At 71.9% G+C, this 26108-nt stretch carries 26 protein-coding genes; 23 read left to right on the top strand and 3 right to left on the bottom strand.

Annotated features, from left to right (window positions below; translation table 11 throughout):
• The first annotated feature begins 207 nt into the window (after window positions 1-207).
• Window positions 208-1545: a pitrilysin family protein gene (locus tag DEI81_RS12725; RefSeq protein ID WP_111011098.1), complete on the top strand. Its 1338-nt coding sequence runs from the start codon at window positions 208-210 to the stop codon at window positions 1543-1545.
• 10 nt (window positions 1546-1555) lie between these two features.
• Window positions 1556-2158: a histidine phosphatase family protein gene (locus DEI81_RS12730; protein ID WP_111011099.1), complete on the top strand. Its 603-nt coding sequence runs from the start codon at window positions 1556-1558 to the stop codon at window positions 2156-2158.
• 3 nt (window positions 2159-2161) lie between these two features.
• Here the strand turns inward: DEI81_RS12730 and DEI81_RS12735 are convergent, their stop codons facing one another.
• Window positions 2162-2635 (bottom strand): GNAT family N-acetyltransferase, encoded by a 474-nt coding sequence (locus tag DEI81_RS12735; RefSeq protein WP_111011100.1) that lies wholly within the window; start codon window positions 2633-2635, stop codon window positions 2162-2164.
• A 43-nt stretch (window positions 2636-2678) separates the two neighbouring features.
• On the opposite strand from DEI81_RS12735, the gene dapB reads away from it, so the two are divergent.
• Window positions 2679-3425 carry a 4-hydroxy-tetrahydrodipicolinate reductase gene (dapB, locus tag DEI81_RS12740; RefSeq protein WP_111011101.1) on the top strand — a complete coding sequence of 249 codons (747 nt, stop codon included), beginning with the start codon at window positions 2679-2681 and terminating at the stop codon, window positions 3423-3425.
• Window position 3426: 1 nt separating this feature from the next.
• Window positions 3427-3870 carry a hypothetical protein gene (locus DEI81_RS12745; RefSeq protein WP_111011102.1) on the top strand — a complete coding sequence of 148 codons (444 nt, stop codon included), beginning with the start codon at window positions 3427-3429 and terminating at the stop codon, window positions 3868-3870.
• A gap of 43 nt (window positions 3871-3913) precedes the next feature.
• Here DEI81_RS12745 and DEI81_RS12750 read toward each other — a convergent pair whose 3' ends face one another.
• The gene (locus DEI81_RS12750; RefSeq protein WP_111011103.1) at window positions 3914-4816 is read right to left on the bottom strand and encodes a TIGR01777 family oxidoreductase; all 903 of its coding nucleotides are present in this window, start codon (window positions 4814-4816) and stop codon (window positions 3914-3916) included.
• Between the two features lie 217 nt (window positions 4817-5033).
• Here DEI81_RS12750 and DEI81_RS12755 point away from each other — a divergent pair, with 217 nt between their 5' ends.
• The 12 genes from DEI81_RS12755 to DEI81_RS12810 all read left to right on the top strand — a co-directional run bounded on the left by DEI81_RS12755 (window position 5034) and on the right by DEI81_RS12810 (window position 17441).
• On the top strand, window positions 5034-5876 hold the full coding sequence (locus tag DEI81_RS12755) for a thymidylate synthase (RefSeq protein WP_111011104.1): 843 nt from the start codon (window positions 5034-5036) through the stop codon (window positions 5874-5876).
• A complete protein-coding gene (locus tag DEI81_RS12760; RefSeq protein ID WP_111011105.1) occupies window positions 5876-6385 on the top strand; it encodes a dihydrofolate reductase in 510 nt (169 codons plus the stop codon). Before DEI81_RS12755 ends, DEI81_RS12760 begins: the two co-directional genes overlap by 1 nt.
• 35 nt (window positions 6386-6420) lie before the next feature.
• Window positions 6421-7425 carry a 4-hydroxy-tetrahydrodipicolinate synthase gene (gene dapA, locus DEI81_RS12765; RefSeq protein ID WP_375334776.1) on the top strand — a complete coding sequence of 335 codons (1005 nt, stop codon included), beginning with the start codon at window positions 6421-6423 and terminating at the stop codon, window positions 7423-7425.
• Window positions 7426-7471: 46 nt separating this feature from the next.
• Window positions 7472-9148 carry a ribonuclease J gene (locus DEI81_RS12770; RefSeq protein WP_111011107.1) on the top strand — a complete coding sequence of 559 codons (1677 nt, stop codon included), beginning with the start codon at window positions 7472-7474 and terminating at the stop codon, window positions 9146-9148.
• A gap of 187 nt (window positions 9149-9335) precedes the next feature.
• Window positions 9336-10658, top strand: coding sequence for an ABC transporter substrate-binding protein (locus DEI81_RS12775; protein ID WP_111011108.1), 1323 nt, complete (start codon window positions 9336-9338; stop codon window positions 10656-10658).
• A gap of 1 nt (window position 10659) precedes the next feature.
• The gene (locus DEI81_RS12780) at window positions 10660-11691 is read left to right on the top strand and encodes a carbohydrate ABC transporter permease (protein WP_111011109.1); all 1032 of its coding nucleotides are present in this window, start codon (window positions 10660-10662) and stop codon (window positions 11689-11691) included.
• Window positions 11688-12575 (top strand): carbohydrate ABC transporter permease, encoded by an 888-nt coding sequence (locus DEI81_RS12785; RefSeq protein ID WP_111011110.1) that lies wholly within the window; start codon window positions 11688-11690, stop codon window positions 12573-12575. The genes DEI81_RS12780 and DEI81_RS12785 overlap by 4 nt, the downstream gene beginning before the upstream one ends.
• Window positions 12575-13564 carry an aldo/keto reductase gene (locus tag DEI81_RS12790; RefSeq protein ID WP_181435418.1) on the top strand — a complete coding sequence of 330 codons (990 nt, stop codon included), beginning with the start codon at window positions 12575-12577 and terminating at the stop codon, window positions 13562-13564. The genes DEI81_RS12785 and DEI81_RS12790 overlap by 1 nt, the downstream gene beginning before the upstream one ends.
• A 57-nt stretch (window positions 13565-13621) precedes the next feature.
• Window positions 13622-13984 carry a tautomerase family protein gene (locus DEI81_RS12795; RefSeq protein ID WP_111011143.1) on the top strand — a complete coding sequence of 121 codons (363 nt, stop codon included), beginning with the start codon at window positions 13622-13624 and terminating at the stop codon, window positions 13982-13984.
• A 1-nt stretch (window position 13985) separates the two neighbouring features.
• Window positions 13986-15416 carry a GH1 family beta-glucosidase gene (locus DEI81_RS12800; RefSeq protein ID WP_111011111.1) on the top strand — a complete coding sequence of 477 codons (1431 nt, stop codon included), beginning with the start codon at window positions 13986-13988 and terminating at the stop codon, window positions 15414-15416.
• Window positions 15413-16591 carry a Gfo/Idh/MocA family protein gene (locus DEI81_RS12805; RefSeq protein ID WP_111011112.1) on the top strand — a complete coding sequence of 393 codons (1179 nt, stop codon included), beginning with the start codon at window positions 15413-15415 and terminating at the stop codon, window positions 16589-16591. The genes DEI81_RS12800 and DEI81_RS12805 overlap by 4 nt, the downstream gene beginning before the upstream one ends.
• Complete coding sequence (locus DEI81_RS12810) at window positions 16584-17441, top strand: DUF1080 domain-containing protein (RefSeq protein WP_111011113.1); 858 nt, start codon at window positions 16584-16586, stop codon at window positions 17439-17441. Before DEI81_RS12805 ends, DEI81_RS12810 begins: the two co-directional genes overlap by 8 nt.
• Before the next feature lie 68 nt (window positions 17442-17509).
• Here DEI81_RS12810 and DEI81_RS12815 read toward each other — a convergent pair whose 3' ends face one another.
• Window positions 17510-18778: an ROK family transcriptional regulator gene (locus tag DEI81_RS12815; RefSeq protein ID WP_111011114.1), complete on the bottom strand. Its 1269-nt coding sequence runs from the start codon at window positions 18776-18778 to the stop codon at window positions 17510-17512.
• Between the two features lie 109 nt (window positions 18779-18887).
• Here DEI81_RS12815 and DEI81_RS12820 point away from each other — a divergent pair, with 109 nt between their 5' ends.
• From DEI81_RS12820 to DEI81_RS12850, 7 genes are all read left to right on the top strand, one after another.
• Window positions 18888-21863 (top strand): DNA translocase FtsK, encoded by a 2976-nt coding sequence (locus tag DEI81_RS12820; RefSeq protein WP_111011115.1) that lies wholly within the window; start codon window positions 18888-18890, stop codon window positions 21861-21863.
• A gap of 5 nt (window positions 21864-21868) precedes the next feature.
• Window positions 21869-22510: a CDP-diacylglycerol--glycerol-3-phosphate 3-phosphatidyltransferase gene (gene pgsA, locus DEI81_RS12825; RefSeq protein ID WP_111011144.1), complete on the top strand. Its 642-nt coding sequence runs from the start codon at window positions 21869-21871 to the stop codon at window positions 22508-22510.
• Window positions 22507-23043: a CinA family protein gene (locus tag DEI81_RS12830; protein WP_258368718.1), complete on the top strand. Its 537-nt coding sequence runs from the start codon at window positions 22507-22509 to the stop codon at window positions 23041-23043. The genes pgsA and DEI81_RS12830 overlap by 4 nt, the downstream gene beginning before the upstream one ends.
• 152 nt (window positions 23044-23195) lie before the next feature.
• Window positions 23196-23507: a helix-turn-helix domain-containing protein gene (locus tag DEI81_RS12835; RefSeq protein ID WP_111011116.1), complete on the top strand. Its 312-nt coding sequence runs from the start codon at window positions 23196-23198 to the stop codon at window positions 23505-23507.
• A 147-nt stretch (window positions 23508-23654) separates the two neighbouring features.
• A complete protein-coding gene (locus DEI81_RS12840; RefSeq protein ID WP_111011117.1) occupies window positions 23655-23879 on the top strand; it encodes a DUF3046 domain-containing protein in 225 nt (74 codons plus the stop codon).
• 253 nt (window positions 23880-24132) lie between these two features.
• Window positions 24133-25203 (top strand): recombinase RecA, encoded by a 1071-nt coding sequence (gene recA / locus DEI81_RS12845; RefSeq protein ID WP_111011118.1) that lies wholly within the window; start codon window positions 24133-24135, stop codon window positions 25201-25203.
• Between the two features lie 17 nt (window positions 25204-25220).
• Complete coding sequence (locus DEI81_RS12850; protein ID WP_111011119.1) at window positions 25221-26069, top strand: regulatory protein RecX; 849 nt, start codon at window positions 25221-25223, stop codon at window positions 26067-26069.
• Window positions 26070-26108 lie beyond the last annotated feature (39 nt).

Raw genomic sequence — 26108 nt, forward strand, 5'->3', positions numbered from 1 at the left:
CACCAGGACCCGGTTGTCCGGTAGCCGCCGGACCGGCATCGAGGGGGGCGGTGCCGTTCCGGTGCCGTCACTGTAGCACGAGGAGGACAGACAGACGAGTCCGTATGTCCGCATCGTGTGTACCCCGTTCCCGGGTCATCCGCGGGCTGTCCACAAGCGCAGGCCGTTCCTGAGTCACGTCGGTGGAGACTCAGTAGGCTCGACGCGATGAACCGCCCCGTGCCGTTGCCGCTCGAAGCGCCGGAGACCGCCTTCCCCACCGCAGGGGGGACCCTCGTCCGGCGTTCGGTCCTCGCCTCGGGCGTCCGCGTGCTCACCGAGGCCGTCCCGTCGGCGCGGTCGACGAGCATCGGGTACTGGGTGGGGGTCGGTTCGCGCGACGAGCAACCCGGCCAGTACGGCTCGACCCACTTCCTCGAGCACCTGCTCTTCAAGGGCACACGCGAACGCAGCGCGTTGGACATCGCCGTGGCGTTCGACTCGGTCGGCGGCGAGCACAACGCGGCGACCGCCAAGGAGTACACCTGCTACTACGCCCGCGTCCGGGATCTCGACGTCCCGATGGCCGTGGCCGTGATCGGCGACATGGTGACGAACTCGGTCCTCGACCCGGAGGCCTTCGACGTGGAGCGCGGGGTGATCCTCGAGGAGCTCGCGATGGCTGCCGACGACCCGGCCGACCTCGCGGGCGAGGCCTTCTTCGCCGCCGCCTTCGCCGGCCACGCGCTCGGGCGTCCGATCGGTGGCACGCCGGACAGCATCCGTGCGGTCGAGCGCGACGAGGTCTTGGACCACTACCGGCAGCACTACATGCCGAGCGGCATCGTGGTCACGGCCGCGGGCGCGGTCGACCACGACCAGCTCGTCGAACTCGTCGCGGCGGCCTTCGGGGACGTCCCGCCGGCCACCCCGAACCCCCGTCGCTCGGCCGAGGTCCCGGCGGAGGGCGTCGAGCCCCGCCTGGAACTCATCCGTCGTCCCACCGAACAGGTCAGCCTCATCCGGGGGTCGCACGGGCTCGACCTCCGCGACGACCGCCGCCCGGTGCTCAGCGTGCTCAACGCGGTGCTCGGTGGCGGCATGTCCTCGCGCCTGTTCCAAGAGGTCCGCGAGCGCCGCGGTCTGGCGTACGCCGTGTCCTCGTTCGCCCCGGCGTACCTCGACAACGGCGCGTTCGGGGTCTACGCCGGTTGTGCGCCCGACAACGTCGGGGCGCTGCTCGGCATCGTCGACGACGAGTTCCGCAAGATGACGGACAGCGGGATCTCAGCCGACGAGCTCGCGCGTGCGAAGGGCCAGATCGAGGGCGCGCTGACGCTGTCGCTCGAGGACACGGACGCGCGTATGACGCGGCTCGGCCGCTCCGAGCTCGGGGTGGGGGAGTTCACGGACCTCGCGACGGCCCTCGAGCGCGTCGATCGCGTGAGCACCGACGACGTCCTCGACCTCGCGCGCGACCTGTTGACCCGCCCCGTGGTCACGAGCGTGGTCGGCGCCGTCGACCGCGCCGACCTCGAGGGCGCTCCCGGCGCGGACGACGTCTGACCGGTCCGGCATGTCGCACTACCTCTACCTCGTCCGGCACGGGGAACACCAGGACGCCGAGCACGGCCTGCGCGACGGCAAGCTCTCCGAGCGTGGCAAGCGGCAGGCGACGCTCATCGCGGACCGTCTCGGCGGGATCCCGTTCGACTCCGTCTGCCACTCGCCGCTCGAAGCGCCGGCCGAGACCGCCAGGATCATGCGTGAACGGCTCCCGGCGATCGTGCCCGAGGCCTCGACGCTCCTGTTCGACTGCGTGCCCTCGGGCCCGACGTCCGAGATGCCGCACGCCTACCGGAGCTTCTTCGGCGGCGTGACGGAAGAGGAGATCGCGGCCGGCCAGGCCCAGATGGGTGACGCCGTCGCCGAGTGGTTCACGCCCTCCATCGAGGACCGCCACGACCTCCTCATCACCCACAACGCGGTGATCGCCTGGTTCGTGCGCGAGGTGTTCCAGGCGCCGGACTGGCGCTGGATGGGGACGAGCGTCGCCCACACCGCGCTCACCATCGTCCGCGTCCGGTCGGCGAAGCCGCCGGAGCTGGTGACCCTGAACGACACGGCGCACCTGCCCGTCGAACTGCGGACGGGCCTCCCGGTCCCGCAACCGCTCTGACGGTCAGCCGACCCGCCGCCGGTACCAGGCGGTCGCGTTCGGGTTGTCGTTGTACGGCGCGATCCGCTCGTACCCGCGGCCGCGGTACATGGCGCCGGCGGCGACGAGGCTGTCGTTCGTGTCGAGGACGACGCTCGTGGCGCCGAGGTCGACGGCAGCGCGCTCGAGCGCGTCCATGATCGCGGTCGCGACCCCCGCCCCTCGCGCGGCGGGCTCGACGAACACGTGTTTGACCTCGAACCGGACGTCCTCGCCGTCGTCGTCGATGCGCCGGAGGCCGCCGCAGCCGACGGCGTCCTCGCCGTCGTGTGCGACCACGAAGGTGCCGTGCGGCGGGACGAACTCGCGCGGGTCGGTCCGCTTGCGTCGGTACGACCCCTGCGCGACGGGGAACGTCGCGGCCCGCTCGTCGAGGTAGTGGTCGAGCAGGACGTCGACCTCGGGCAGATCGGCGGGGACGGCGCGCACGGAGACCACCTCCCGATCCTACGGGCGGACCGGGGGATGGTTGGATGGGCCCATGAGCATCCCCGTCGCCGTGGTCGGTGCATCCGGTCGCCTCGGTCGCCTCGTCGTCTCGGTCGTGGAGGCGCTCGACGGGTTCGACCTCGTCGCCTCGCTCGGGTCGGGGGACCACGTGGAGGACGCCGGTCCGGACGTCTTCGCCGGCGCTCGCGTCGTGGTCGACGTCACGGTGCCGGCGCGGAGCCCGGCGATCGTCGACGCCGCGCTCGCGAGCGGTGCCAACGTCCTCGTCGGCACCTCGGGGTGGTCCGCGGACCGGCTCGCGCACCTCCGCGCCGTGCTCGGGGACCGGCCGGAGCAGGGGGCGATGGTGGTCCCGAACTTCTCGATCGGCTCCGTGCTCGCGACGCACCTCGCGACGATCGCGGCGCCTTGGTTCGACGCGGTCGAGATCGTCGAGGCCCACCACGCGGCGAAGGTCGACTCGCCGTCGGGGACGGCCGTCCGGACCGCGGAACGCATCGCCGAGGCCCGGCGCGACGTGGGGCCGGTCGCGGCGCCGCACGTGGACCAGCGCGCGCGGGGACAGCAGGTGGCGAGCGTGCCGGTGCACAGCCTCCGGCTACCGGGCGTCCGGGCGCAGCAGGACGTCGTGCTCAGCGGCGTCGGCGAGACCCTGACGATCCGGCACGACACGACGGACGATGTCGCCTACACGCCGGGTGTCCGCGCCGCGCTCCGTGCCGTGCCCTCCCTCCGGGGGCTGACGGTCGGGCTCGACAGCGTCCTCGGCATCGCCTGACGTGCGCTCGCGCTTCGCCGGCGTCGCGCTCATCGCCGCGCTCCTCGTCCTGTACCTCGTGCTCGTCGGTCAGCGCGCGGTGGCGTTCATCGCGACCGGGCTCGGCATCGGTGTCGGGATCGGGGTCGCGTTGCTCGTCGTGGCCGCGATCGGCGCCGTGCTCCTCGTGCTCGAGCTGCGGTTCGGCTTCCGCGTCACGCGGCTCGCCACCCGACTCGAGCGTGAGGGCGGCGCCCCCGACGACGTCGTTCCGCTCCGGCCGTCGGGCCGCCCGGACCGCGCGGCGGCCGACGCGCTGTTCGCGCGCTACCGCGACGCCGTCCAGGCGGCGCCCGAGGACTGGCGGGCGTGGTTCCGCCTCGGAGTCCTGTACGACGCCGCGGGCGACCGGCGCCGCGCTCGCGACGCGATGCGCACGGCACTCCGGCTGTCGGCCGGTCACTGACCTGCCGGCCCGCGGCGTGCCGCCCGCGGCCCGCGGCCGGGTGTCAGCCGAGCAGCGCGTCGACCGCCTGCTCCACCGTCTCGTGCCGGAACGTGTAGCCGTCGGCCTGGAGCACCGCCGGGACGAGCAGCTGGCTCGCGAGCAGGAGTTCGTCCGCGGCGTCGCGGAGCGCCAGGCGCAGGACCGTCTCGGGCACCGTGAGCGCGTACGGTCGGTGCAGGTCCTGCGCGACGCGCCGGAGGACGTGGTCGGCGAGCGCCGGTGTGGGGCCGGCGAGGTTCACCGGCCCGGCGACCTCGGACGAGCAGAGGTGCACGATCGCGGCGACCTCGTCCTCGAGCGAGATCCAGGGCCAGTACTGGCCGCCGGTGCCGAGCCGCGATCCGAGTCCGAGTCGGGTGAGGGGCAGCACGGGGGCGAGCGCGCCGCCGTCCGGCCCGAGCACGAGCCCGGTGCGGAGCAGGACCGTCCGGGTCGTGGAGGGCGCCTCGGAGGCCGCGGCCTCCCACGCGGTGCAGACCTCGGCGAGGAACCCCGCGCCGGGGTCGGCGGACTCGATGAGCCGGTCGGCGGGGCGGTCGCCGTAGTACCCGGACGCGGAGCCGCTGAGGAACGCGTGGGGCGGCGTCGCCGCGCGCTGCATCGCGGTGACGAGGGTCCGGGTCGCGTCGAGGCGCGAGGACCGGACGGCGCGTCGTCGCGCGGCTGTCCACGGCAGCCGGGCGATGCTCGCGCCCGCCAGGTTCACCACGACGTCGGCACCGTCGACGACCGCGGGGTCGAGGTCGGCGACGCCGGGCTGCCACCGGAACTCGTACGGCGACGTCGGCTCGCGACGCACGAGCGTCGTCACGTGGTGCCCCGCGGCGCGCAGGGCGGCCACGAGCGGCGTGCCGATGAAGCCGGACGCGCCGGCCACGAGCACGGAGAGCGGGGCGTCCGCCATGGGTCCTCCTTCGACCGCCCCACCGTACCGACGACGACCGACGCACGACCGGGAGGGCCGACGCGCCCCCGCCGGATCGGGTCACGCCCGCCCGCCGGTCGCCCTGCCGCCGATCGCTCGGCCTACCGCCGGTCGCCCTGCCGCCGTTGGCTTGCCCTGCCGCCGGTCGCCCTGCCGCCGCTCGCGGAGGACGGTGGTCGCCCGTAGGCTCGGAGCCATGACCGACACCGCGTCGCCGACCTCCGTCAAGCAGCCCGACCCGTCCGTCGCCACCCCGTACGAGGACCTGCTCCGGAAGGTGCTGGACGAGGGCGTGCCGAAGGGCGATCGCACCGGCACCGGCACGCGGAGCCTGTTCGGCGCGCAGCTGCGGTTCGACCTCGCGCAGGGGTTCCCCCTGGTCACGACCAAGCGCGTCCACTTCAAGTCCGTCGCGTACGAGCTGCTGTGGTTCCTCCGCGGCGAGTCGAACGTGCGGTGGTTGCAGGAGCACGGTGTGCGGATCTGGAACGAGTGGGCCGACGCGGACGGCGAGCTCGGTCCCGTGTACGGCGTGCAGTGGCGCTCGTGGCCCACGCCTTCGGGCGACCACGTCGACCAGATCGCCGAGGTCATCGAGCAGATCCGGACGAACCCGGATTCGCGTCGGCTCATCGTGTCGGCGTGGAACGTCGCCGACATCCCGTCGATGGCCCTCGCGCCGTGCCACGCGTTCTTCCAGTTCCACGTCGTCGACGGCAAGCTCTCGTGCCAGCTGTACCAGCGGAGCGCCGACATGTTCCTCGGTGTCCCGTTCAACATCGCCAGCTACGCGCTCCTGACGCACATGGTGGCCGCGCAGACCGGGCTCGAGGTCGGCGACTTCGTGTGGACCGGCGGCGACTGCCACATCTACGACAACCACGTCGAGCAGGTGCGCGAGCAGCTCGCGCGGACCGCGTACGCGCCGCCGCAGCTCCGGATCGCCCCGCGCGACGGCATCGACGCCTACGAGTACGAGGACTTCGAGCTCGTCGACTACGCGCACCACCCGACGATCCGCGGCGCGGTCGCCGTCTGATGCCCCGGGGCGAGGTCGGTCTGATCTGGGCGCGCTCGCGCGACGGCGTGATCGGTGCCGACGGGGACATCCCCTGGCACCTCCCGGAGGACCAGGCCGAGTTCCGCCGGGTGACGAACGGGGCGACCGTGGTCATGGGACGGCGCACGTGGGACTCGCTCCCGCCGCGGTTCCGGCCACTGCCGGGGCGCCGCAACGTCGTGCTGACCCGCGACCGGTCGTGGTCGGCGGACGGCGCCGAGGTCGTCCACGACGTCGACACCGCCCTCACGGTGGCCGCGGACGGGCCCACGTGGGTGATCGGCGGCGCGCAGGTGTACGAGGCGGCGCTGTCGCGAGCGGACCGCGTCCTCGAGACCGTGATCGACCTCGACGTCGACGGGGACACCACTGCACCCGAGCTCGGACCCGATTGGCACACGGTCGCCGCCACGCCCTCGGCGACGGAGTGGCTGACGTCGCGGACGGGTCTGCGCTACCGCTTCGTCGAGTCGCGCCGTCGTGCCTGAGCCGGTCCGGGCCTCCCGACCGCTGGTCCCGGTGGATGAGCGCTGCCGGTACGCTGGTTCGCGTGTCCTCGCGTGAGAATCCCCTCGGTCAGGTCCTCGTCGCGCTCGTGACGCCGTTCACCGCCGACGGCGAGGTGGACTGGCCGGGCGTCGAACGGCACATCGACGACTGCATCACGGCGGGTGCCGACGGCATCGTCGTGACCGGCACCACGGGCGAGACCTCGACGCTCACGGACCCCGAGAAGCTCCGGCTCGTCGAGGTCGGCAAGTCGGTCGCGGCGGGCCGCGCGAAGATCATCACGGGTGGTGGCTCGAACGAGACCGCGCACGCGATGCAGCTGTACAAGCAGAGCGAGCGCGCCGGCGCGGACGGCGTCATGATCGTCACGCCCTACTACAACAAGCCGACACAGGCCGGCGTCCTGACGCATTTCCGGATGATCGCGGACGCCACCGACCTGCCGGTGATCCTCTACGACATCCCGGGCCGGACCGGCGTCCCGATCATGTACGACACGATCGTCCGTGCCTCGAAGCACCCGAACATCGTCGCGGTGAAGGACGCCAAGGGCTCCTTCAGCGAGGTCAGCCGGGTGCTCAACAACACTGACCTCATGTACTTCTCGGGCGACGACGCCAACGTGCTGCCGCACCTGGCGATCGGGGCGACCGGTCTGATCGGCGTGACGGCGAACATCGCGGCGGCACCGTACCGCACGATCGTCGACGCGGTGAACCGGGGCGACCTCGCGGCGGCGACGGCCGAGCACCAGCGGCTCGAGCCCCTGGTCCGCGCCGTCATGACGCACGTGCCCGGCACCGTCGCGGCGAAGTACATCCTGCACGGCCTCGGCCGGATCGCGAGCCCGCGGGTGCGCCTGCCGCTCGTCGGCCCGGAGGAGTCCGAGGCCGCCGTCATCGAGGCCGAACTCGAGTTCGTGCGCGACATCCCCGGCGCCGACTTCTCCAACTTCCGCCCGGACCGCAACGCGGCGGCCGGCGGCGCGCTGCCCAAGGTGCCAGGCACCACCCGTTGACCACCCGCGGCGCACCCGGTGCGCCGCCCACACCCGTCAGGACCAGATGCCCACGAAGACCTCCGAGCCGCAGCCGCTCGAACCCGGCACCCTCCGCGTGATCCCCGTCGGGGGACTCGGCGAGATCGGCCGCAACATGACCGTGTACGAGTTCGACGGCAAGCTGCTCGTCGTCGACGCCGGCGTGCTGTTCCCCGAGGAGCACCAGCCCGGCGTGGACTTGATCCTGCCGGACTTCACCCCGATCCGCGATCGTCTCGACGACGTCCTCGGCGTGGTCCTGACGCACGGCCACGAGGACCACATCGGCGCCGTGCCGTACCTGCTCAAGCTCCGGCAGGACATCCCGCTCATCGGGTCCACCCTGACGCTCGCGCTCGTCGAGGCGAAGCTCAAGGAGCACCGGATCAAGCCGTACACGCTGACGGTGCGCGAGGACCAGGTCGAGCAGCTCGGCCCGTTCCACCTCGAGTTCGTGGCCGTGAACCACTCCATCCCGGACGCGCTCGCCGTCGCCATCACCACTCCGGCGGGCCGTGTGCTCCACACCGGGGACTTCAAGATGGACCAGCTCCCGCTCGACGACCGCATCACGGACCTGCGCGCGTTCGCCCGACTCGGCGAAGCCGGGGTCGATCTGTTCCTGCCGGACTCCACGAACGCGGACGTCCCGGGGTTCACCGCGCCCGAGCGTGACATCGGGCCGGTGCTCGAGAGCGTCATCGCCCGTGCGCGCCGCCGCGTCGTCGTGGCGAGCTTCTCGAGCCACGTCCACCGCGTGCAGCAGGTGCTCGACGCCGCCGCGGCGAACAACCGCCGGGTGGCGTTCATGGGCCGGTCGATGGTCCGGAACATGACGATCGCGGCCGAGCTCGGGTACCTCCGGGTGCCGGACGACGTCCTCATCGACGCCAAGAAGGCCAAGGACCTGCCGGACGACCGCATCGTCTACATGTCGACGGGGTCCCAGGGCGAGCCGATGGCCGTGCTCGCGCGCATGGCGAACCTCGAGCACCAGATCGAGATCGGCGAGGGGGACACCGTCATCCTCGCGTCGAGCCTCATCCCCGGCAACGAGAACGCCGTCTACCGGGTGATCGACGGGCTGACGAAGCTCGGCGCCAAGGTCGTCCACAAGGGCAACGCGAAGGTGCACGTGTCGGGCCACGCCTCCGCGGGCGAGCTCCTGTACTGCTACAACATCCTGCGGCCGCGGAACGTCATGCCCGTGCACGGTGAGCACCGCCACCTGTACGCGAGCGCCGACCTGGCGATCCAGACGGGGGTCCCGCCGCGCAACGTGATCCTCGGCGAGGACGGCACCGTCGTCGACCTCAAGGACGGCGTGGTCCGCGTGGCCGGGCAACTCGACCTCGGCTACGTCTACGTGGACGGGTCGACCGTCGGCGAGATCACGGACGCGGACCTCAAGGACCGGCGTGTGCTGGCGGAAGAGGGCTTCATCTCGATCTTCTGCGCCGTCGACTTCACCACCGGCCAGTGCATCGTCGGCCCGGAGATCCAGTCGCGCGGGTTCGCCGAGGACGACTCCGTGTTCGACGAGGTCCGGCCGCAGATCGTCCGGGCGCTCGCCGACACGGCGGCGAACGGCGCGGGTGACCAGCACGCGTTCACGCAGGCCGTCCGTCGCACGGTGGGGCGCTGGGTGAACACGAAGCACCGGCGGCGACCGATGATCGTGCCGGTGGTCATCGAGGCGTAGGCGCGGCGGCACGAGCCAGCGGCACGAGCCAGCGGCACGAGCCGCGGCAGCACGAGGGCGGGGTCCGACGGACCCCGCCCTCGTCGTCGTCCGAATCCGTTGACAGACTTCGTTACTTTGGGATAGAAAGTCCGCACGGGCTCCCGCAGAGCAGCGGGAGCGGTTCGGCTATCTCAAAGGAGAGACCATGCACGACACCGACACGCGCGCCGCTGCTGAGGCGATCGGCCGGGGCATCAGCAGGCGCACCCTGTTCCGCTACGGCGGCGCCGGCGTCGCGAGCGTCGCCCTCGCGGAACTGCTGGCGGCCTGCTCCTCGGGGTCCTCCGCCTCGTCGAGCGGCACGACGACCGTCCGCATGTGGAGCTGGTACACGGGCCAGCGGGACGTGTTCCCCAAGGTGATCGCCGCGTTCGAGAAGAAGCACCCGAACATCAAGATCCAGAACCGGATCTTCGGGACGCCGGACCAGTATCTCCCGGCGCTCACCGCGGCCGTCTCGGGTGGTGACGTGCCCGAGATCTTCGCCCCGCACGTCCGCGCCATCACCTACGGCGAACAGGGGATCTCGGCGGACCTGCGCAAGGAGCTCGGGTCCGGCTTCTTCAAGGACTTCTTCTCGTCGAACAACCAGGAGTACACGAAGAACGGCAAGCAGTACGCGCTCGGGTTCATGGCGCAGACGTTCGGCCTGTTCTACGACCCGGACATGCTGAGCGCCGCGGGTGTGGACGGGGAGCCGGAGACCTGGGACGACCTCATCGCCGCCGCCGGGAAGATCGACGCCACGGGCAAGTCCACCGTCGCGTTCAGCGCGAACCCGACGACGAGCGCGCTCGACTTCTTCCTCCCGCTCATCACCCAGGTGACCGACGACCCGACGTACTACCTCAAGCTCGACCAGCTCGAGAAGGGCTACGCGTACACGAACAAGCCCGTGCTCGAGGCGCTCCAGCTCAACGACCGGATCGTCAAGGCGGGCGTGTTCCAGAAGGGCACGACGGGCACGTCGGGCGACCAGGCGACCCAGCTGTTCTACACGGGGGGTGCGGCCATGCTGTTCGCCGGGTCCTGGATCCCGCAGTCACTCGCGCAGGACGCCCCCAAGGCGTTCCTCGACAAGTACAAGATCATGCGGACCCCGGCGATCAAGAGCGGGGCCCGACACTGGACCGCCGACCAGGCCGGAGCCGGTTGGGCGGTGTCCGCGACGAGCAAGGCCAAGGACGCCGCGATCGAGTTCCTCAAGTTCATGTACGAGCCGGCCCAGTACTCGCAGCTCATGAACGACTCGCTGAGCATGCCGTCGACCAAGAGCGCCGCGGACCGCGTGAGCGACCCGCACATCAAGCTCATGACGTCGTGGCTCCCCGACGGCTGCCCGCACATCCCGTTCGGCGCGGGATCGAGCGCGGCCGGTGACCCCCTCGGCAAGATCTTCGACCAGACCGCCTCGCCGGCCGAGGTCGCCAAGCAGATGCAGGCCGCCGTCCTCAACGCGAAGGGCTGACATGGCTGTCACCAATGTGCTCCGGCCGGAGCGGGCGGGACGGTCGGACGAGATGGGCCAGCGTGGGCGCGGTCCCCGCGGCACGGGTCGGGGCGGTGGCCCGGGCCGGAACCGCGGGCGGGGACGAGCGGGAGCCTCCGCTCGCCTCCGCCGCTGGGAGTGGGTCTCCGGGTACACCTTCGTCGCGCCGACCGTCCTGCTGTTCGCGGCGTTCGTCGGCTGGCCGATCCTCTACGCCGCCTACCTGTCGCTGACGCGGTGGAGCGGCTTCGGCATCCCGCAGTTCATCGGGCTCGACAACTACACCCGCATGGCGAACGACCCGGTCGCCCGCCACGCGTTCGTCGTGACCGTGCTCTACGCGGTCGTGACCACGGTCCTCCAGACCGCGATCCCGCTCGTGATCGCGGTGCTCGTCGCGAACGTGTGGAAGGGCCTCAGCGTCGTGGTCCGGACGATCCTGTTCGTCCCCGGCCTGGTGTCGTTCGTCGTCTCGGGTGCGCTGTGGAAGCTCATCTACGACCCGAACATCGGCACGCTCAACCGGACGCTCCGCGGGCTCGGGCTCGGCAGTCTCGCCGCGAACTGGCTGTCGACCCCGTCGCTCGTGCTGCCGGCGATCATCGCGGTGTCACTCTGGATGGCGATCGGCATGAACATGCTCATCTTCTTCGCCGGCATCCAGGGCATCGACCCCTCGCTCTACGAGGCCGCCGAGGTCGACGGCGCCTCCCGGTTCCAGCAGTTCCGGTTCGTGACGATCCCGGGCCTCCGGATCGTGACGGCGATCGTGATCAGCCTGAACCTGATGAACGGCTTCAAGGTGTTCGACATCATCTTCGTCATGACCGGCGGTGGTCCGAGCCACCAGTCCGAGGTGTTCGGCACCTACCTGTACAGCCTCGCGTTCGGGTCCACCGGCGGGTCCGTGCCGCAACTCGGCTACGGCAGTGCCTTCAGCGTCGTCGTCATGCTCCTGTGCGGCGTCGCCGTGCTCGTCCAGATCGTGCTCGCGAGGAGGGCCGCCCGATGACCGCCATCAAGCAACCGGTGTCCCGGACGGACGTCCGCCGCCTCGACCAGGCGCCGCGGCACCGACGGGTCCCGTACGCCCGGTCGGTCGCGGCGATCATCCTCGTGGCGATCTGCGCGGTGACGGTGTTCCCGCTGCTGTGGCTGCTGGCGACGTCGCTCCGCCCGGAGAACACCGTGTTCAACGGACCGTTCTTCCCGACGATGCTCACGACGCGGGCATACGGCACGGCGTGGACGTCGACGGACTTCGGGCTGCACTTCCTCAACAGCCTCTGGATCACCACGGCGACGGTCGCGGGCGTGCTCGTGTTCGCGTCGATGACCGGGTACGCCTTCGCCAAGCTCCGGTTCCCGTTCAAGAACGTCCTCTACGTCGCACTCCTGTCGACCCTGATGATGCCGTCGACGGCGCTCATCATCCCGCTCTACCTGCAACTCAAGAACATCGGGCTGCTCAACAGCCAGTTCGGCCTGCTCGTGCTCTACATCAGCAGTTCGGCACCGTTCGCCATGTTCCTCATGCGCGCCTTCTTCGAGACCCTGCCCGACGAACTCGTCCAGGCCGCGCGGATCGACGGTGCCGGCGAGTTCACGGTGTTCTGGCGGGTGATCCTGCCGTTGGCCCGACCCGGGGTCGCGACGGTCGTCATCTTCCAGTTCCTGTCGACGTGGAACGAGTTCCTCATCGCGAACACGGTGCTGCAGAACACGCGGGCACTCCCGCTCCAGCCGGTCCTGTTCAGCCTCATCGGGCAGTACCAGACCGACTGGCCGTCGCTCGCGGCCGGCCTGACGCTGTCGATCGTGCCGGTCGTGCTCGTGTACGTCTGGATGCAGCGACAGTTCGTCGCGGGCATGACCCTCGGGGCGGTGAAGAGCTGATGGTCGACCTCGGTACCACGATCGATCCCGACCTCGATGTGACCCCGGGCGGCTGGATGCGGCCCCTCGGGAGGACCGGGCTCACCGTCTCCGCGGTCACCCTCGGCGCCGCACCCCTCGGCAGCATGCCGGAGAACTTCGGCCATGCCGTCGAGGAGGACGACGCGGTCGCCCTCGTCGACCAGGTCCTCCACAGCCCGATCCGGACGATCGACACCGCGAACGGGTACTCGGGCGGCGCGAGCGAACGGCGCATCGGCCTCGGCATCGCGCGCGCCGGCGGCCTGCCGGACGACGTGCTCGTCGTCACGAAGGTGGACGCCCGGGACGGCGACTACTCGGGCGCCCGCGTCCGCGCGTCCGTCCGCGAGAGCCAGGAGCGGCTCGGCATCGACCGGCTGCCGCTCGTGCACCTCCACGACCCCGAGTTCCACGACCTCGACGCGATGACGGCACCGGGTGGCGCGGTCGACACGCTCGTCGCCCTCCGGGACGAGGGCGTCGTCGAGCACATCGGCCTCGCGGGCGGGGACGTCCACGTCATGCGGCGGTACCTCGACCTCGGGGTGTTCGAGGTCCTCCTCGTGCACAACCGCCTGACGCTCGTCGACCGCAGCGCCGAGTCGCTCGTGGCCCGGGCGGCCGAGACCGACGTCGCGGTCGTCAACGCGGCGGTGTTCGGCGGGGGGATCCTCGCCGCACCGCGGAGTGGCCGGACCGACTACGGCTACCGCCCCGCGCCTCCGGCCACTCGCGCCGCCATCACCGCGATGGCCGACGTCTGCGACCGGTACGGGACCGACCTCGCGACGGCGGCGCTCGCCGCGTCCGTGCGGGAGCCGGCGGTCGCGAGCACGATCGTCGGGTTCAGTCGACCCGAGCGGATCGCGACGACCGTCGACGCCGCGACCACGGACCTCCCGGACGACCTGTGGGTGGAACTCGCCGCCCTCCGGCCGGCTCCGGAGCACTGGCTCGACGCCCGCTGAGGCGCCGAGCACCACGACATGGGCCCGCACCGACGCGGGCCCGGGAAGCAGGAGACCATGCCCCTCGTCCGCGTCGACATGCACGCGGCCCTCGCACCACGTCGCGAGGCCATCAGCGCCGCCATCCACAAGGGACTCGTCGACGGGCTCGCGATGCCCGAGGACGACCTGTTCCAGGTCTTCCGGCTCCACGAGCCCGGGGAGCTCGTGTACTCACGGACGTTCCCGAACGCGGACCGCAACGACATCCTCTTCGTGCAGATCCTGCTCGCCCGCATCTACGGTCCCGAGGACAAGCAGCGCATGTACGGGTGCGTGGTCGACGAGCTGGTGGGTGCCGGGGTGAAGCGCGACGAGGTCCTCATCGCCGTGACCGAGAACGAGGGCAGCGACTGGTGCGCCCCGGACAAGGAGGCCTGACGTGGCGTTCACCAGGAGCGATCTGCCCGACGACTTCGTCATCGGCACCGCCACGGCCGCGTACCAGGTCGAGGGGTCGGTCGACGTCGACGGCCGCGGACCGAGCATCTGGGACGACTTCGCCCGCGTCCCCGGCGCGATCACCGACGGCTCGACGGGCGACCCGGCCGACGACCACCTCCGCCGGTACCGCGAGGACGTCGCGATCATGGCGGACCTCGGCGTCGACGCGTACCGGTTCTCGGTCGCGTGGCCGCGCGTCCAGGCGGACGGCACCGGGCCGGCGAACCAGGCGGGGCTCGACCACTACCGCCGCCTCGCGGAGTCACTGCTCGAGCGGGGCATCACCCCGTGGGCGACGCTGTACCACTGGGACCTCCCGAGCGCGCTCGAGGCGCGGGGCGGCTGGCTCGAGCGGGACACGGCGGACCGGTTCGCGGAGTACGCGGGCCTCGTCGTCGCGGGCCTCGGTGACCTCGTCGACCACTGGATCACCCTGAACGAGCCGTGGTGCTCGGCGTTCCTCGGTTACGCGTCGGGTGTGCACGCGCCGGGCAAGCAGCTCGGGACCCGTGCCGCGCACGCGGCCCACCACCTGATGCTCGGGCACGGGCGTGCCGTCCCGGCCATCCGTGCTGCCGCCCGGCCGACCGCGCAGGTCGGGGTCACGCTCAACCTCTACTCGGTGCGGTCGGCGACCGACTCGGCCGACGACCGCGACGCCGCCCGACGCATCGACGGCCTCCAGAACCGGCTGTTCCTCGAGCCGCTGCTCCTCGGCCACTACCCGGAGGACGTCGTCCGTGACCTCGGGGAGCAGGACTGGTTCGCGGCGAACCCCGAGTCCGACGCCGCCGAGATCGCGGCGGACGTCGACTTCGTGGGCGTCAACTACTACAGCCGGCACACCGTGCGGGCCGGTGGCGGGACCGGCGCGGCGACCAACGCCGGTGGCGCCGTCGGCGCGGTGAGCGCGAACCCGGGCAGCGAGTTCGTCGAGACCGTCGACACCGGTGCACCGCGCACGCAGATGGGGTGGGAGATCCACCCGGACGGCCTCGTCGACGTCCTGCGCATGGTCCACACGCTCCGGCCCGAGCTGCCGATCGCGGTCACCGAGAACGGCGCGGCCTACGAGGACGTGGTCGACGAGACGGGTGCCATCGAGGACGAGGAGCGCCGTGCGTACGTCGAGGCGCACCTCGCGGCGTGCGCCGACGCGGTCCGCGAGGGGATCCCGCTCCGCGGGTACTTCTGCTGGAGCCTCCTCGACAACTGGGAGTGGGCGTTCGGGTACACGCGCCGCTTCGGCATCGTGCACGTCGACTACGCGACCCAGCAGCGGACCGTCAAGCGGAGCGGCCGCTGGCTGGCCGGCGTGCTCGGCGGCCCCCTCGCGACCACCACCGAGCAGTCAGGAGCCCAGGCATGACCACCACCGACACGGACCGCACCGACCCGGCCGCCGCTGAGCCACCGCTGCGCACCCCGGCGGTCGCGACCAAGCGCCTCCCGACCGTCGCACCGACCCGGTACGCGCTCGTCGGCAACGGGTGGCGCACCGAGGTCTACCTCCGGGTGGCGCAGCTGTTGCCCGACCGGTTCCGGGTGACCGGCGTGGTGACGCGTCGAGCCGAGGCCGGGGCGGAACTCGAGCGCCGGTGGGGCGTCCCGACCTGGCGGACGCTCGACGACCTCCTGGCCGCGGAGCGTCCCGAGTTCGTCGTGCCGAGCGTCCCGTGGCCGGTGACGCCCGGGCTCGTCCGCGAGCTCGTCGGACGCGGGGTCCCCGTGCTCACCGAGACGCCGCCGGCGCCGGACCTCGACGGCATGCGGTCGCTCTGGGCCGACGTCGGCGCGGCGGACCTCGTCCAGGTCGCCGAGCAGTACCTGCTCATGCCGCTCCACGCCGCTCGGCTGGCAGCGGTGCGGGACGGGGTAGTCGGTGCCCCGACCTCCGTGCACGTCAGCTCGACGCACCTGTACCACGCGGTGTCGATGATCCGCGGGTTCCTCGACGTCGCCCCGGGGCCGGTGACCGTGCGGTCCGTGACCTCGACCGCGCCCCTGGTCGACCCGATCACGCCGGACGGCTGGACACACGACACGGAGCCGAAGCCGGCCCGGACGATCCTGTCGACGCTCGACCTCGGGGACGGCCGCACGGGGCTCTACGACTTCACGGACAACCAGTGGTGGAACCCGGTGCGTCCGGACCACCTGGCGGTCCGCGGGTCGACGGGCGAGCTCCACGACGAGACCCTCGTGCGCATGCTCGACGCCACGACCCCGGTGACGTCGCGGTTCGAGCGGGCGCAGACCGGCCACGGCATGGACTACGAGGGGCTCGACACGACGCACATCAGCCTCGACGGGCGCCCAGTGTGGCGGAACCTGTACGAGGGCGGACGCCTCATGGACGACGACCTCGCCGTCGCCGAGCTGCTGACGCGCACCGGCGCATGGACCCGCGACGAGGCCCCGGGCCCCTACCCGCTCGCCGAGGGCCTGCACGACCACCACGTCGGGCTCGCCATCGAGGAGGCCGCTGGCACCGGCACGGCGGTGACGATCTCGAACGAGCCCTGGGTGACGTCGCGTGCGTGACGTCGCCGGCCCTCCCGGCCGATCCGCGCCGTCGTTCGTCGCGACCGCGCTCTTCGACGGCGTCACGCTCGACGGCTGGCACGCCGTCCCGCGCACGCCCGTGGCCGCACGGCCGGGAGGCCCGGCACCGGACCCCGCGTCACCCGCGGTCCGCGACGCCCTCGCCACGAGTGGTGCGTGGTCCGTGGTCGACGGCGCCGTCGTGGGTGGCCAGGAGCGCCGCGGACTCGGCGGCTACCTGGTCAGCGACGAGGTGTTCGGTGACGTCGACCTGACGGTGCTGGTGCGACCGGACTGGCCCGCGGACACCGGGATCATGCTCCGAGCCTCGGCGCTCGGGTCGCAGGGGTACCAGGTGCTCGTCGACCACCGGCCGTCCGGCTCCATCGGCGGGTTCTACGGCAACGGGATCGGCGGGTTCCACGCCGTCGGGTTCGCCGTCGACGCCGTCCGCGACGCCGGCGGGCGAGCGGTCGGTCTGACCGAGGACGACCCGGTGACGAGCCGCGAGCCGGTGACGCCGGAGAAGCGGGCCCTGCTGACGTACGCCGCCAGCGCCGAGGCGTTCCTCGCCGCGTGGCGATGGGACGACTGGAACGAGCTCCGGATCCGGTGCGTGGGGGAGTGGCCGGTGCTGACGACCTGGGTCAACGGGCTCCTCGTCGCCGAGTGCGACACCGGGGCGCTCCCACCGGACCGGTTCGACCGCGCCGCCGTCCGCGCCCTGCTCGGTCGCGCCGGGCACATCGCGCTCGAGGTGCACGACAACGACCCCGCGCTCGGGGACGAGCGGTGGGGGCCGGGCGCGGTCGTGCGGTGGCGGGACCTGCGGGTCGTGCGGCTCGACTGACCGACGCCGCCGGGTCCGCCGGAGTCGCGGGGTCCGCCGGGGCCGCCGGGTCCGCCAGGGCCGCCGCGTCAGCCGCGACCGGCGCGGGTCCGCGTCAGCCGGGCGTGGAGCACGGCGGCGGCAGCGCCGAGCGCGGCGGCGTCCCGGCCGACGGCGCTCATCGCCACGTGCACGGGATGCGTGCCCCGCATCACCGCGTGCGCGTGGAGCTCCCGCTGCACCGCCCGCAGGTAGCGCTCGCCGGCGGTGGCGAACCCCGGGCCCGCGAGGTAGACCTCGTCGAGGTCGAGCAGGTTGACGAGGTTCAGGATCGCCCGCGCCAGGTACTCGGCGGACTCCTCGACGAGGGCGAGCGCGCCGGTGTCGCCCTGGACGGCCGCGGCCGCGACGCGTGCGAAGGTCGCGCGGACGTCGGCCGTCACCGCCCGGGCGTCGTCGCCGTCCGTGGTGGTGTCGATGCCGAGCCGCGCGACGAGGGCCGCGTCGGTGCGGGCTCGTGCGACGACGGCGGCGGGCGCGGCGAGGACCTCGAGGCAGCCGCGGGACCCACACCAGCAGGGCGGCCCGTCCCACCGCAGGGACATGTGCCCGATCTCCCCGGCGTTCGACGACGCGCCCCGGTGGACGTCGCCTCCGACGAGCAGCCCGCACCCGATGCCCGTCGCCATGTAGACGGTGGCGAAGTCGCGCGTGGACGGCACGCGGCCCGACCAGAACTCGCCGAGGGCGGCGCAGTTCGCGTCGTTGTCGACCGTGACCGGCAGGTCGGTCGCCGCGGTGAGCGCGTGCCCGAGCGCGAAGTCGTCCCACTCGCTCCACGAGTCGGTGGACCGGAGCACCCGACCGGGCAGGTCGAGCCGTCCCTCGCCGGCGACGCCGATCCCGATCACGGTGTCGCGGTCGATCCCGTGGTCGGCGAGCATGACGGCGACGTCCCGGGCGACGCGGGCCACGACGGCCTCGGGTGACTCGGTCCCGGTCCCCGCGACGCTCCGTGCGTCGATCGGGCGACCGCTGAGGTCGACGAGGACGTACACGTCCTGCGCGGTGTCCAGGGCGACCCCGACCGCGTAGCCGGCGGTGCTGTTCAGCTCGAGCAGGACGGCGCGTTTGCCGCCGGTCGACTCCGCGTACCCGACCTCGGACACGAGGCCGTCGTCGAGCAGGGTCCGGACGATCTTCGAGATCGTCGCGTTCGTCAGTCCGGACCGCTCCGCGAGCTCCGTGCGGCTGATGGTGCCACTCGAGCGGATGAGGTCCACGATCGCGCTCCGGGTCTCGGCGACCGAGGCGCCCTTGAGGCGACGGATCGGTGCGTCGGGGCGGACCGTGACCATCGTGTCGTCCTCCTCGTCACTCCTGGCCCCACGGTACCGGGTGCGGGGGCGCGGCCCGTCACGGCGGGCCTCCCGCCGGACGTCCCCGGCTCGGGTTAGGGTTCCGCTCATGGCCGGGAGCACCAAGTCGTCGTCGCGCGCGTCCTCGGGGTCCCGCGCGTCCTCGGGGTCGCGGGCGTCCTCGCCCGCGCGCGGGTCCGGCGGCACGGGGGCCCGCGGCAGCACCTCCCGGACCCAGGCGACCACCCGGAAGCTCCCGCAACCGGTCGAGGTCGTCGGGCCGAACCCCCTCGTGACCGCCTGGACGGGTGCAGCGCACGGTGTCGGCGCGGTGTTCCGGCTGCTCGGCAAGGAGTCGCTCGAGCACGACGAACGACGCGACGGCTTCCCGTTCCTGCTGTTCCTGCTCGCGATCGCCGGTGCCGTGGTCGAGTGGCTCAACCCCGCCAACCCGGTCGCGGTGGCCCTGGACGCCTACACGTTCGGTGGTCTGTTCGGTCGGCTCGCGGTCGCGTTGCCGGTCATCATGATCGTGTTCGCCGGGTGGTTGTTCCGGCATCCCGCGTCCGTGCACGACAACACCCGCATCGGCATCGGCCTGGGGTTGCTCGTCATCGGCATCTCCTCCGTCTGTCACATCTACGGCGGTCAGCCCCCGGCGTCCGACGGCATGCCCGTGCTCGCACAGGCGGGCGGGATCATCGGCTGGGTGGTGATCGGCTGGATCGTCGCGGCCGCGACCGCGTGGATCGCCACCCCCGTGGCCGTGGCGCTCATCGCGCTCTCGCTGTTCATCATCACGAAGACGCCCCCGAACCACGTGGGTCGACGCGTGCACGAGCTCTACGCGTACCTGTTCGGCACGCCGGGGCCGGCTCCGATCGACGCGGACGCACCCGCGCCCGTGGCACCGCGCCGTGGCCGGAACACCTCGGCGTCGTCGTCGTTCGACCCGTTCGAGGACCTCGACGGCGACGGCAGCGGCGACGGCTCGGGCGAGGGCGAGCCCGGGACGCTCCCGTGGTGGCGGCGCAACAAGACCGGGCGCGAGGAGGATCCCGCCTACGACACCCCCGTGCTCCCGCACGCCGAGACGTCCGGCGCCGCGGCCGCCACCGGCCGCGGCGCCGCGGCTGCGCCGGTCGCCCCGGGTCCGGTCGGGGTCGCGGGAGCGGTGGGCTCGGGCGCCGCGGCGGGCCTCGTCGACCTGACGCCGGCCGAACCCGTGTCGGTCAACCTCAACGACTCGCTCGAACAGGACGTCGCCGAGGACCTCGACCGCGCCGAGGAGGCCCTCCGTGCGTTCGACGCGCAGGCGCCGGGCCGCGTGCGCCACGACGAGGCCCAGGCCGCGACCGAGGTCATCCGTCCCGCCGTGGCCGAGCCCGTCACGGACGTGCTGCCCCTCGACGAAGACGAGCAGGACGGCCTGCCCGACACGACCGCCGACGACGCTCCGGCCGCGCCCTACCGCCTGCCCGCCGCCTCGACGCTGAGCCCGGGCACCCCCGCGACGGCGCACAGCACCGCGAACGACGAGATGGTGGCGGCGATCACCGGCGTCCTCACCGAGTTCAAGGTCGACGCCAAGGTCACCGGGTTCTCGCGCGGCCCGACGGTCACCCGGTACGAGATCGAGCTCGGCCCGGGGGTCAAGGTCGAGCGCGTCACGGCGTTGAGCAAGAACCTGTCGTACGCGGTCGCCTCGAACGAGGTCCGCATCCTCTCGCCGATCCCCGGCAAGAGCGCGATCGGCGTCGAGATCCCGAACTCGGACCGCGAGATCGTCTCGCTCGGCGACGTGCTGCGGTCGAACGCGGCCACGAAGTCGAAGCACCCGATGACCATCGGCGTCGGCAAGGACGTCGAGGGCGGCTTCGTCGTGGCGAACCTCGCGAAGATGCCGCACCTCCTGGTCGCCGGCTCCACGGGGTCCGGCAAGTCGAGCTTCGTCAACTCGATGATCACGTCGCTCCTCATGCGCGCGAAGCCGAGCGAGGTCCGCATGGTCCTCGTCGACCCGAAGCGCGTCGAGCTCTCGATCTACGCCGGTGTCCCGCACCTCATCACCCCCATCATCACGAATCCGAAGAAGGCGGCCGAGGCGCTGCAGTGGGTCGTGAAGGAGATGGACATGCGGTACGACGACCTCGCGTCGTTCGGGTTCCGGCACGTCGACGACTTCAACCGTGCCGTGGCGAACGACGAGATCGTCCTGCCCGCCGGCAGCGAGCGGAAGCTCAAGCCCTACCCGTACCTCCTCGTCGTGGTGGACGAGCTCGCGGACCTCATGCTCGTCGCCCCGCGCGACGTCGAGGACTCGATCGTCCGCATCACGCAGCTCGCCCGGGCGGCCGGCATCCACCTCGTCCTCGCGACGCAGCGTCCCTCGGTGGACGTCGTCACGGGGCTCATCAAGGCGAACGTGCCGTCGCGGCTCGCGTTCGCGGTGACGAGCGTGACGGACTCCCGGGTCATCCTCGACCAGCCGGGAGCCGACAAGCTCATCGGCCAGGGCGACGGACTGTTCCTGCCGATGGGGTCGTCGAAGGCCGTCCGCGTGCAGGGCGCCTGGGTGCAGGAGAGCGAGATCGCCGAGGTCGTCGCGCACGTCACCCGCCAGGCCCGCCCGGAGTACCGCCAGGACGTCCAGGCGGTCGTCGAGCGCAAGGAGATCGACGCCGACATCGGTGACGACCTCGAGCTCCTCCTCGCGGCCGTGGAGCAGGTCGTCTCGACGCAGTTCGGGTCGACCTCGATGCTCCAGCGGAAGCTCCGCGTGGGCTTCGCCAAGGCGGGGCGGCTCATGGACCTCATGGAGTCACGCGAGATCGTCGGGCCGAGCGAGGGCTCGAAGGCCCGCGACGTCCTCATCACGGTCGAGCAGCTTCCCGAGACCCTCGCGCGACTCCGGGGTGAGGAGCCCCCCGCGCCGGCCGCCCCGGTCACCCCGACGCGCGACGGCGCGGAGGGCGACGTCGGGTACCGCGGGTCCGACGACCCGGTCGCCGACATGACCCGTGGGTACGATGAGGTCGAGAGCGATCCGGACGAGGACGCCTGGAGCCTGACCGGCAGGGAGTGATCACCATGAGCGCCTCCGGTGAGTCCACCGCGACGCAGAAGCGGTTCCCGTGGCGGGGGCGGGTGATCCGATCGGGATCGGGGCCGGCGTCGACCGCGAACGTCGCCAACGTCATCACCGTCATCCGGATCCTGATGGCGCCGGTGTTCTTCGTCTTCCTGCTCCTCGACGCGGGGCAGGACGGTCCCCTCCGGATCTGGGCAGCCGTGCTGTTCGTGGTCGCGATCGTCACCGACAGCGCCGACGGCATCATCGCCCGCCGGCAGAACCTCGTCACCGACTTCGGCAAGCTCGTCGACCCGATCGCCGACAAGGTGCTCATCGGCGGCGCCCTCGTCTCGCTCTCGGTGCTCGGGGAACTGCCCTGGTACGTCACCGTCCTCATCATGGTGCGCGAGATCGGCATCACGGTCTTCCGCTTCGCGGTGCTGAGCGACCGGGTCATCCCCGCGAGCCGCGGCGGCAAGGTCAAGACGGTCCTGCAGGCCGTCGCGATCACCCTGGCCCTCATCCCCTTCTGGAACGTCTTCGGCGGTTGGGTGCACGTCGTCGACGCCGTCCTCATGGTGTTGGCGTTCCTCGCGACGATCCTGAGCGGTCTCGACTACCTGTGGCAGGCCTGGCGGCACGGCCGGGAGGCGCGGTGACGGTCACCGACGCACCCGACGCTGTCGTGCCTCCCGGCTCGCTGGCGGTCGCGATCGTGCGCGCACTCGCGGCGCGCGGCGAGACGCTCGCCGTCGCGGAGTCGCTCACCGGCGGTCTCGTCGTGGCGGAGCTCGTCGCCGTCCCGGGTGCGAGCGCGGTCGTGCGCGGGGGTGTGGTCGCCTACGCGACGCCGTTGAAGCACCGGCTGCTCGGCGTCGACGCGGCGCTGCTGGCGACCCGGGGGGCGGTCGATCCGGAGGTCGCGCGGCAGATGGCGACCGGGGTGCGTGCGGCGACGGCGGTCGACGGCCTCGCGGCGACCTGGGGCATCAGCACGACGGGCGTCGCCGGACCGGAACCGCAGGACGGCAAGCCGGTCGGCACGGTGTTCGTCGGGATCGCGCGGGCCGGTGTCGCGGAGGCGTCCGAACTCCGGCTCGATGGTGACCGTGCGGCAATCCGCGCGGGGGCCGTCTCCGAACTCCTCACACGCTTGCACCAGGCGGTCACGGCGAGCACGTCCGGGGAATAGGGCGCGTTTCCATCCGGTTACAAGTGGTGCATTCACAAGCACCACCCAGAGCCCCCTGGTTAGCATGCACGAACCGGCGGCGATAGTGTTGCTGTCCCGTTCTCGGTCACCGGGATCGAGCGGGATCGGGATGACAGGAAGGAGGAGTTCTCATGGTTCTCGTTCGTCAGGAAATCGGCGATGTCCTGCGGGACTTCCGCTTGCAGAAGGGCCGGACCCTCCGTCAGGTCGCCAGCAAGGCCAGTGTCGCGCTCGGATACCTGAGCGAGGTGGAGCGCGGTCAGAAGGAAGCCAGCTCCGAGATCCTCGCTTCGGTCGCCGACGCGCTCGACACGCCCATCTCGGTCATCATGCGCGAAGTCGGTGACCGCCTCGCGGTCGTCGAGGGGATCACCTCCCCGGTTCCGGACATGCTGCCGGACGACCTCGTCGCCGAGTTCGACAACGACCTCGCGGTGCGCTGAGCGCAGTCCGCGTCGGAACGCCCCGGTCCTGCTGGACCGGGGCGTTCCGCGTTCCGGGGGCGCGGCGATCAGGGCCAGCGGCGGTGGCCGCCTCGACGAGCGCGTCCGGCCCCGCCTCGTGTCCGGGGTCCTGGCTACCATGGGACCGTGCGCGTGAGTGAGTTCTGGCAGGCGGTCGAGGACGAGTTCGGTCCGGCCTACGGTCAGGTGGTCACGCGCGACGTCGTCCTCGGGGCGGTGGGCGGACGCTCGGCGGCCGACGCGCTCGCGGCGGGGGTGCCGGCCCGCGACGTCTGGGAGGCCCTGTGCGACGCGCAGGACGTGCCCGTCGGACGGCGGCACGGCAAGGGCCTCCGCGCTCCGCGCGACTGACGCCCACTCGAACACGTCTTCGGCGTGTTGCTCGAACGGGTGTTCGACCCGGTGCTACCGTCCTGCACAGATGCTCGTGGCGACGTACCGTCCACAGCGGTCTGCTCTCGGCGCGGTGATGTCGGTGGCCGGTCGTAGGTTCGGTCCATCGGATGAGCATCCGAGCCTTGTCGGTGAACCGAGGACCCTGCCCCACCGGTCCTCGCGAAGGCGACAGCCTACAGGCGCCGTACACGAGCAGAAGGAGCGCATCATGCCCTCACCCGCAGACCGCGAGAAGGCCCTCGAGACCGCACTCGCCCAGATCGACCGACAGTTCGGCAAGGGCACGGTGATGCGCCTCGGGAGTGACGAACGCGCCCCCGTCGCCACCATCCCCACCGGATCCGTGGCGCTCGACGTCGCTCTCGGCATCGGCGGCCTCCCGCGTGGTCGCATCATCGAGATCTACGGTCCGGAGTCCTCCGGCAAGACGACCCTGACGCTGCACGCCATCGCGAACGCGCAGCGCAACGGCGGCATCGCGGCCTTCATCGACGCGGAGCACGCCCTCGACCCCGAGTACGCGAAGAATCTCGGCGTCGACATCGACGCGCTCCTCGTCTCCCAGCCCGACACGGGTGAGCAGGCGCTCGAGATCGCGGACATGCTCGTCCGTTCGGGCTCGATCGACCTGGTCGTGGTCGACTCCGTGGCCGCGCTCGTGCCCCGCGCCGAGATCGAGGGCGAGATGGGCGACTCACACGTCGGCCTCCAGGCCCGCCTCATGTCGCAGGCACTCCGGAAGCTGGCCGGTGGGCTCAACCAGACGCAGACCACAATGATCTTCATCAACCAGCTGCGCGAGAAGATCGGCGTGTTCTTCGGCAGCCCGGAGACCACCGCTGGCGGTAAGGCGCTCAAGTTCTACGCCTCGGTCCGGCTGGACATCCGCCGCATCGAGACCCTGAAGGACGGCACCGAGGCCGTGGGCAACCGCACCCGGGTCAAGGTCGTCAAGAACAAGATGGCGCCGCCCTTCAAGCAGGCCGAGTTCGACATCCTCTACGGCGTGGGGATCTCGCGCGAGGGCTCGTTGCTCGACTTCGGTGTGGAGCACGGCATCGTCAAGAAGTCGGGCGCCTGGTACACGTACGAGGGCGACCAGCTCGGCCAGGGCAAGGAGAACTCGCGCAACTTCCTCATCCAGAACGGCGACATCGCCGCCGAGATCGAGCGCAAGATCCTCGCGAAGCTCGGTGTCGGTGCTGCCGCTGCCACCGCTGACGTCCCGGCGCCGGTCGAGTCCCTCGAGAAGAAACTCGCCGCCAAGAAGGGCGCGTGAGCTCCCGAGACAGCTCCATGCCTGACGACGGCCTCGCACCGGTCACCGACATCTTCGGTGCGCGGTCGTCGGCACGGGCGACGTCGTCCCGGCGCGGACCGGCGGAAGGCGGAGCACCGTCTGCCGAGCCCGACGCACGCGGCGCGAGCATGGGCGGCCCGGACGGGGATGACGCGATCCCGGTCGGTCTCGTCCGCGACGAGACCGACGTCGACCGCCCGGACGCCTCCAACGCGTGGCTCCCTCCGGTGACGGGTTCCACCGTCGGGTCCGTCGAGACCGTCGGGCCCGCCGCCCCGGTGCGCCGACTGCGGGCTGCCGACCGGGACGATGACGCCGAGCACGAGACGGTCGAGTCGCCACCCACGCAGGACGAGTTGCTCGCCGCGGCAGAGCGGATCAGCATCCGGGCGCTCAGCCGCCGTGGCACGAGCACGTCCGAGCTGCGGACCGTCCTCCTCGGCCGCGAACTCCCGGAGGACATCGTCGAGCACGAGATCGCTCGACTCGCCCGGGTCGGTCTCCTCGACGACGTGCGGCTCGCTGCCGACCTCGTCGACCGTCTGCACGACCGCAAGGGCCTGGGGCGACAAGGCGTGGTGGCGGAGCTCCGGCGGCGGGGCGTCGACCAGGCGGCGATCGACGCGGCCCTGGCGGACCAGGACGACGACGCGGCGGAGTCCGAGCGTGCGATCGAGTTGGCCCGCAAGCGCGCCGGACAGATGCGGGGGCTCGACCACGAGACCGCGGAGCGCCGGCTCTCGGGGTTCCTCATGCGCAAGGGCTACGGCGGATCGGTCGTGCGGACCGCCGTCCGGATCGCACTCGACGGCGGCGGCCGACGGGGTGGCGTGCGCTTCGAGTAGGCGGGCCGGGCCTGCCGGTCTGGGCGACGGTGACGCCGC

It is taken from the genome of Curtobacterium sp. MCBD17_013, assembly GCF_003234565.1.
Lineage (GTDB): Bacteria > Actinomycetota > Actinomycetes > Actinomycetales > Microbacteriaceae > Curtobacterium.

Excerpts from the sequence above, each read along its gene's own strand:
- dapA (WP_375334776.1), top strand. The coding sequence starts at position 6,421 with ATGAGCGCTGCCGGTACGCTGGTTCGCGTGTCCTCGCGTGAGAATCCC.
- DEI81_RS12835 (WP_111011116.1), top strand. The coding sequence starts at position 23,196 with ATGGTTCTCGTTCGTCAGGAAATCGGCGATGTCCTGCGGGACTTCCGC.
- DEI81_RS12775 (WP_111011108.1), top strand. The coding sequence starts at position 9,336 with ATGCACGACACCGACACGCGCGCCGCTGCTGAGGCGATCGGCCGGGGC.
- DEI81_RS12795 (WP_111011143.1), top strand. The coding sequence starts at position 13,622 with ATGCCCCTCGTCCGCGTCGACATGCACGCGGCCCTCGCACCACGTCGC.
- pgsA (WP_111011144.1), top strand. The coding sequence starts at position 21,869 with ATGAGCGCCTCCGGTGAGTCCACCGCGACGCAGAAGCGGTTCCCGTGG.
- DEI81_RS12790 (WP_181435418.1), top strand. The coding sequence starts at position 12,575 with ATGGTCGACCTCGGTACCACGATCGATCCCGACCTCGATGTGACCCCG.
- DEI81_RS12750 (WP_111011103.1), bottom strand. The coding sequence starts at position 4,816 with ATGGCGGACGCCCCGCTCTCCGTGCTCGTGGCCGGCGCGTCCGGCTTC.
- DEI81_RS12805 (WP_111011112.1), top strand. The coding sequence starts at position 15,413 with ATGACCACCACCGACACGGACCGCACCGACCCGGCCGCCGCTGAGCCA.
- DEI81_RS12725 (WP_111011098.1), top strand. The coding sequence starts at position 208 with ATGAACCGCCCCGTGCCGTTGCCGCTCGAAGCGCCGGAGACCGCCTTC.
- dapB (WP_111011101.1), top strand. The coding sequence starts at position 2,679 with ATGAGCATCCCCGTCGCCGTGGTCGGTGCATCCGGTCGCCTCGGTCGC.
- DEI81_RS12780 (WP_111011109.1), top strand. The coding sequence starts at position 10,660 with ATGGCTGTCACCAATGTGCTCCGGCCGGAGCGGGCGGGACGGTCGGAC.
- DEI81_RS12760 (WP_111011105.1), top strand. The coding sequence starts at position 5,876 with ATGCCCCGGGGCGAGGTCGGTCTGATCTGGGCGCGCTCGCGCGACGGC.
- DEI81_RS12730 (WP_111011099.1), top strand. The coding sequence starts at position 1,556 with ATGTCGCACTACCTCTACCTCGTCCGGCACGGGGAACACCAGGACGCC.
- DEI81_RS12850 (WP_111011119.1), top strand. The coding sequence starts at position 25,221 with ATGCCTGACGACGGCCTCGCACCGGTCACCGACATCTTCGGTGCGCGG.
- DEI81_RS12755 (WP_111011104.1), top strand. The coding sequence starts at position 5,034 with ATGACCGACACCGCGTCGCCGACCTCCGTCAAGCAGCCCGACCCGTCC.
- DEI81_RS12770 (WP_111011107.1), top strand. The coding sequence starts at position 7,472 with ATGCCCACGAAGACCTCCGAGCCGCAGCCGCTCGAACCCGGCACCCTC.
- recA (WP_111011118.1), top strand. The coding sequence starts at position 24,133 with ATGCCCTCACCCGCAGACCGCGAGAAGGCCCTCGAGACCGCACTCGCC.
- DEI81_RS12820 (WP_111011115.1), top strand. The coding sequence starts at position 18,888 with ATGGCCGGGAGCACCAAGTCGTCGTCGCGCGCGTCCTCGGGGTCCCGC.
- DEI81_RS12785 (WP_111011110.1), top strand. The coding sequence starts at position 11,688 with ATGACCGCCATCAAGCAACCGGTGTCCCGGACGGACGTCCGCCGCCTC.
- DEI81_RS12815 (WP_111011114.1), bottom strand. The coding sequence starts at position 18,778 with ATGGTCACGGTCCGCCCCGACGCACCGATCCGTCGCCTCAAGGGCGCC.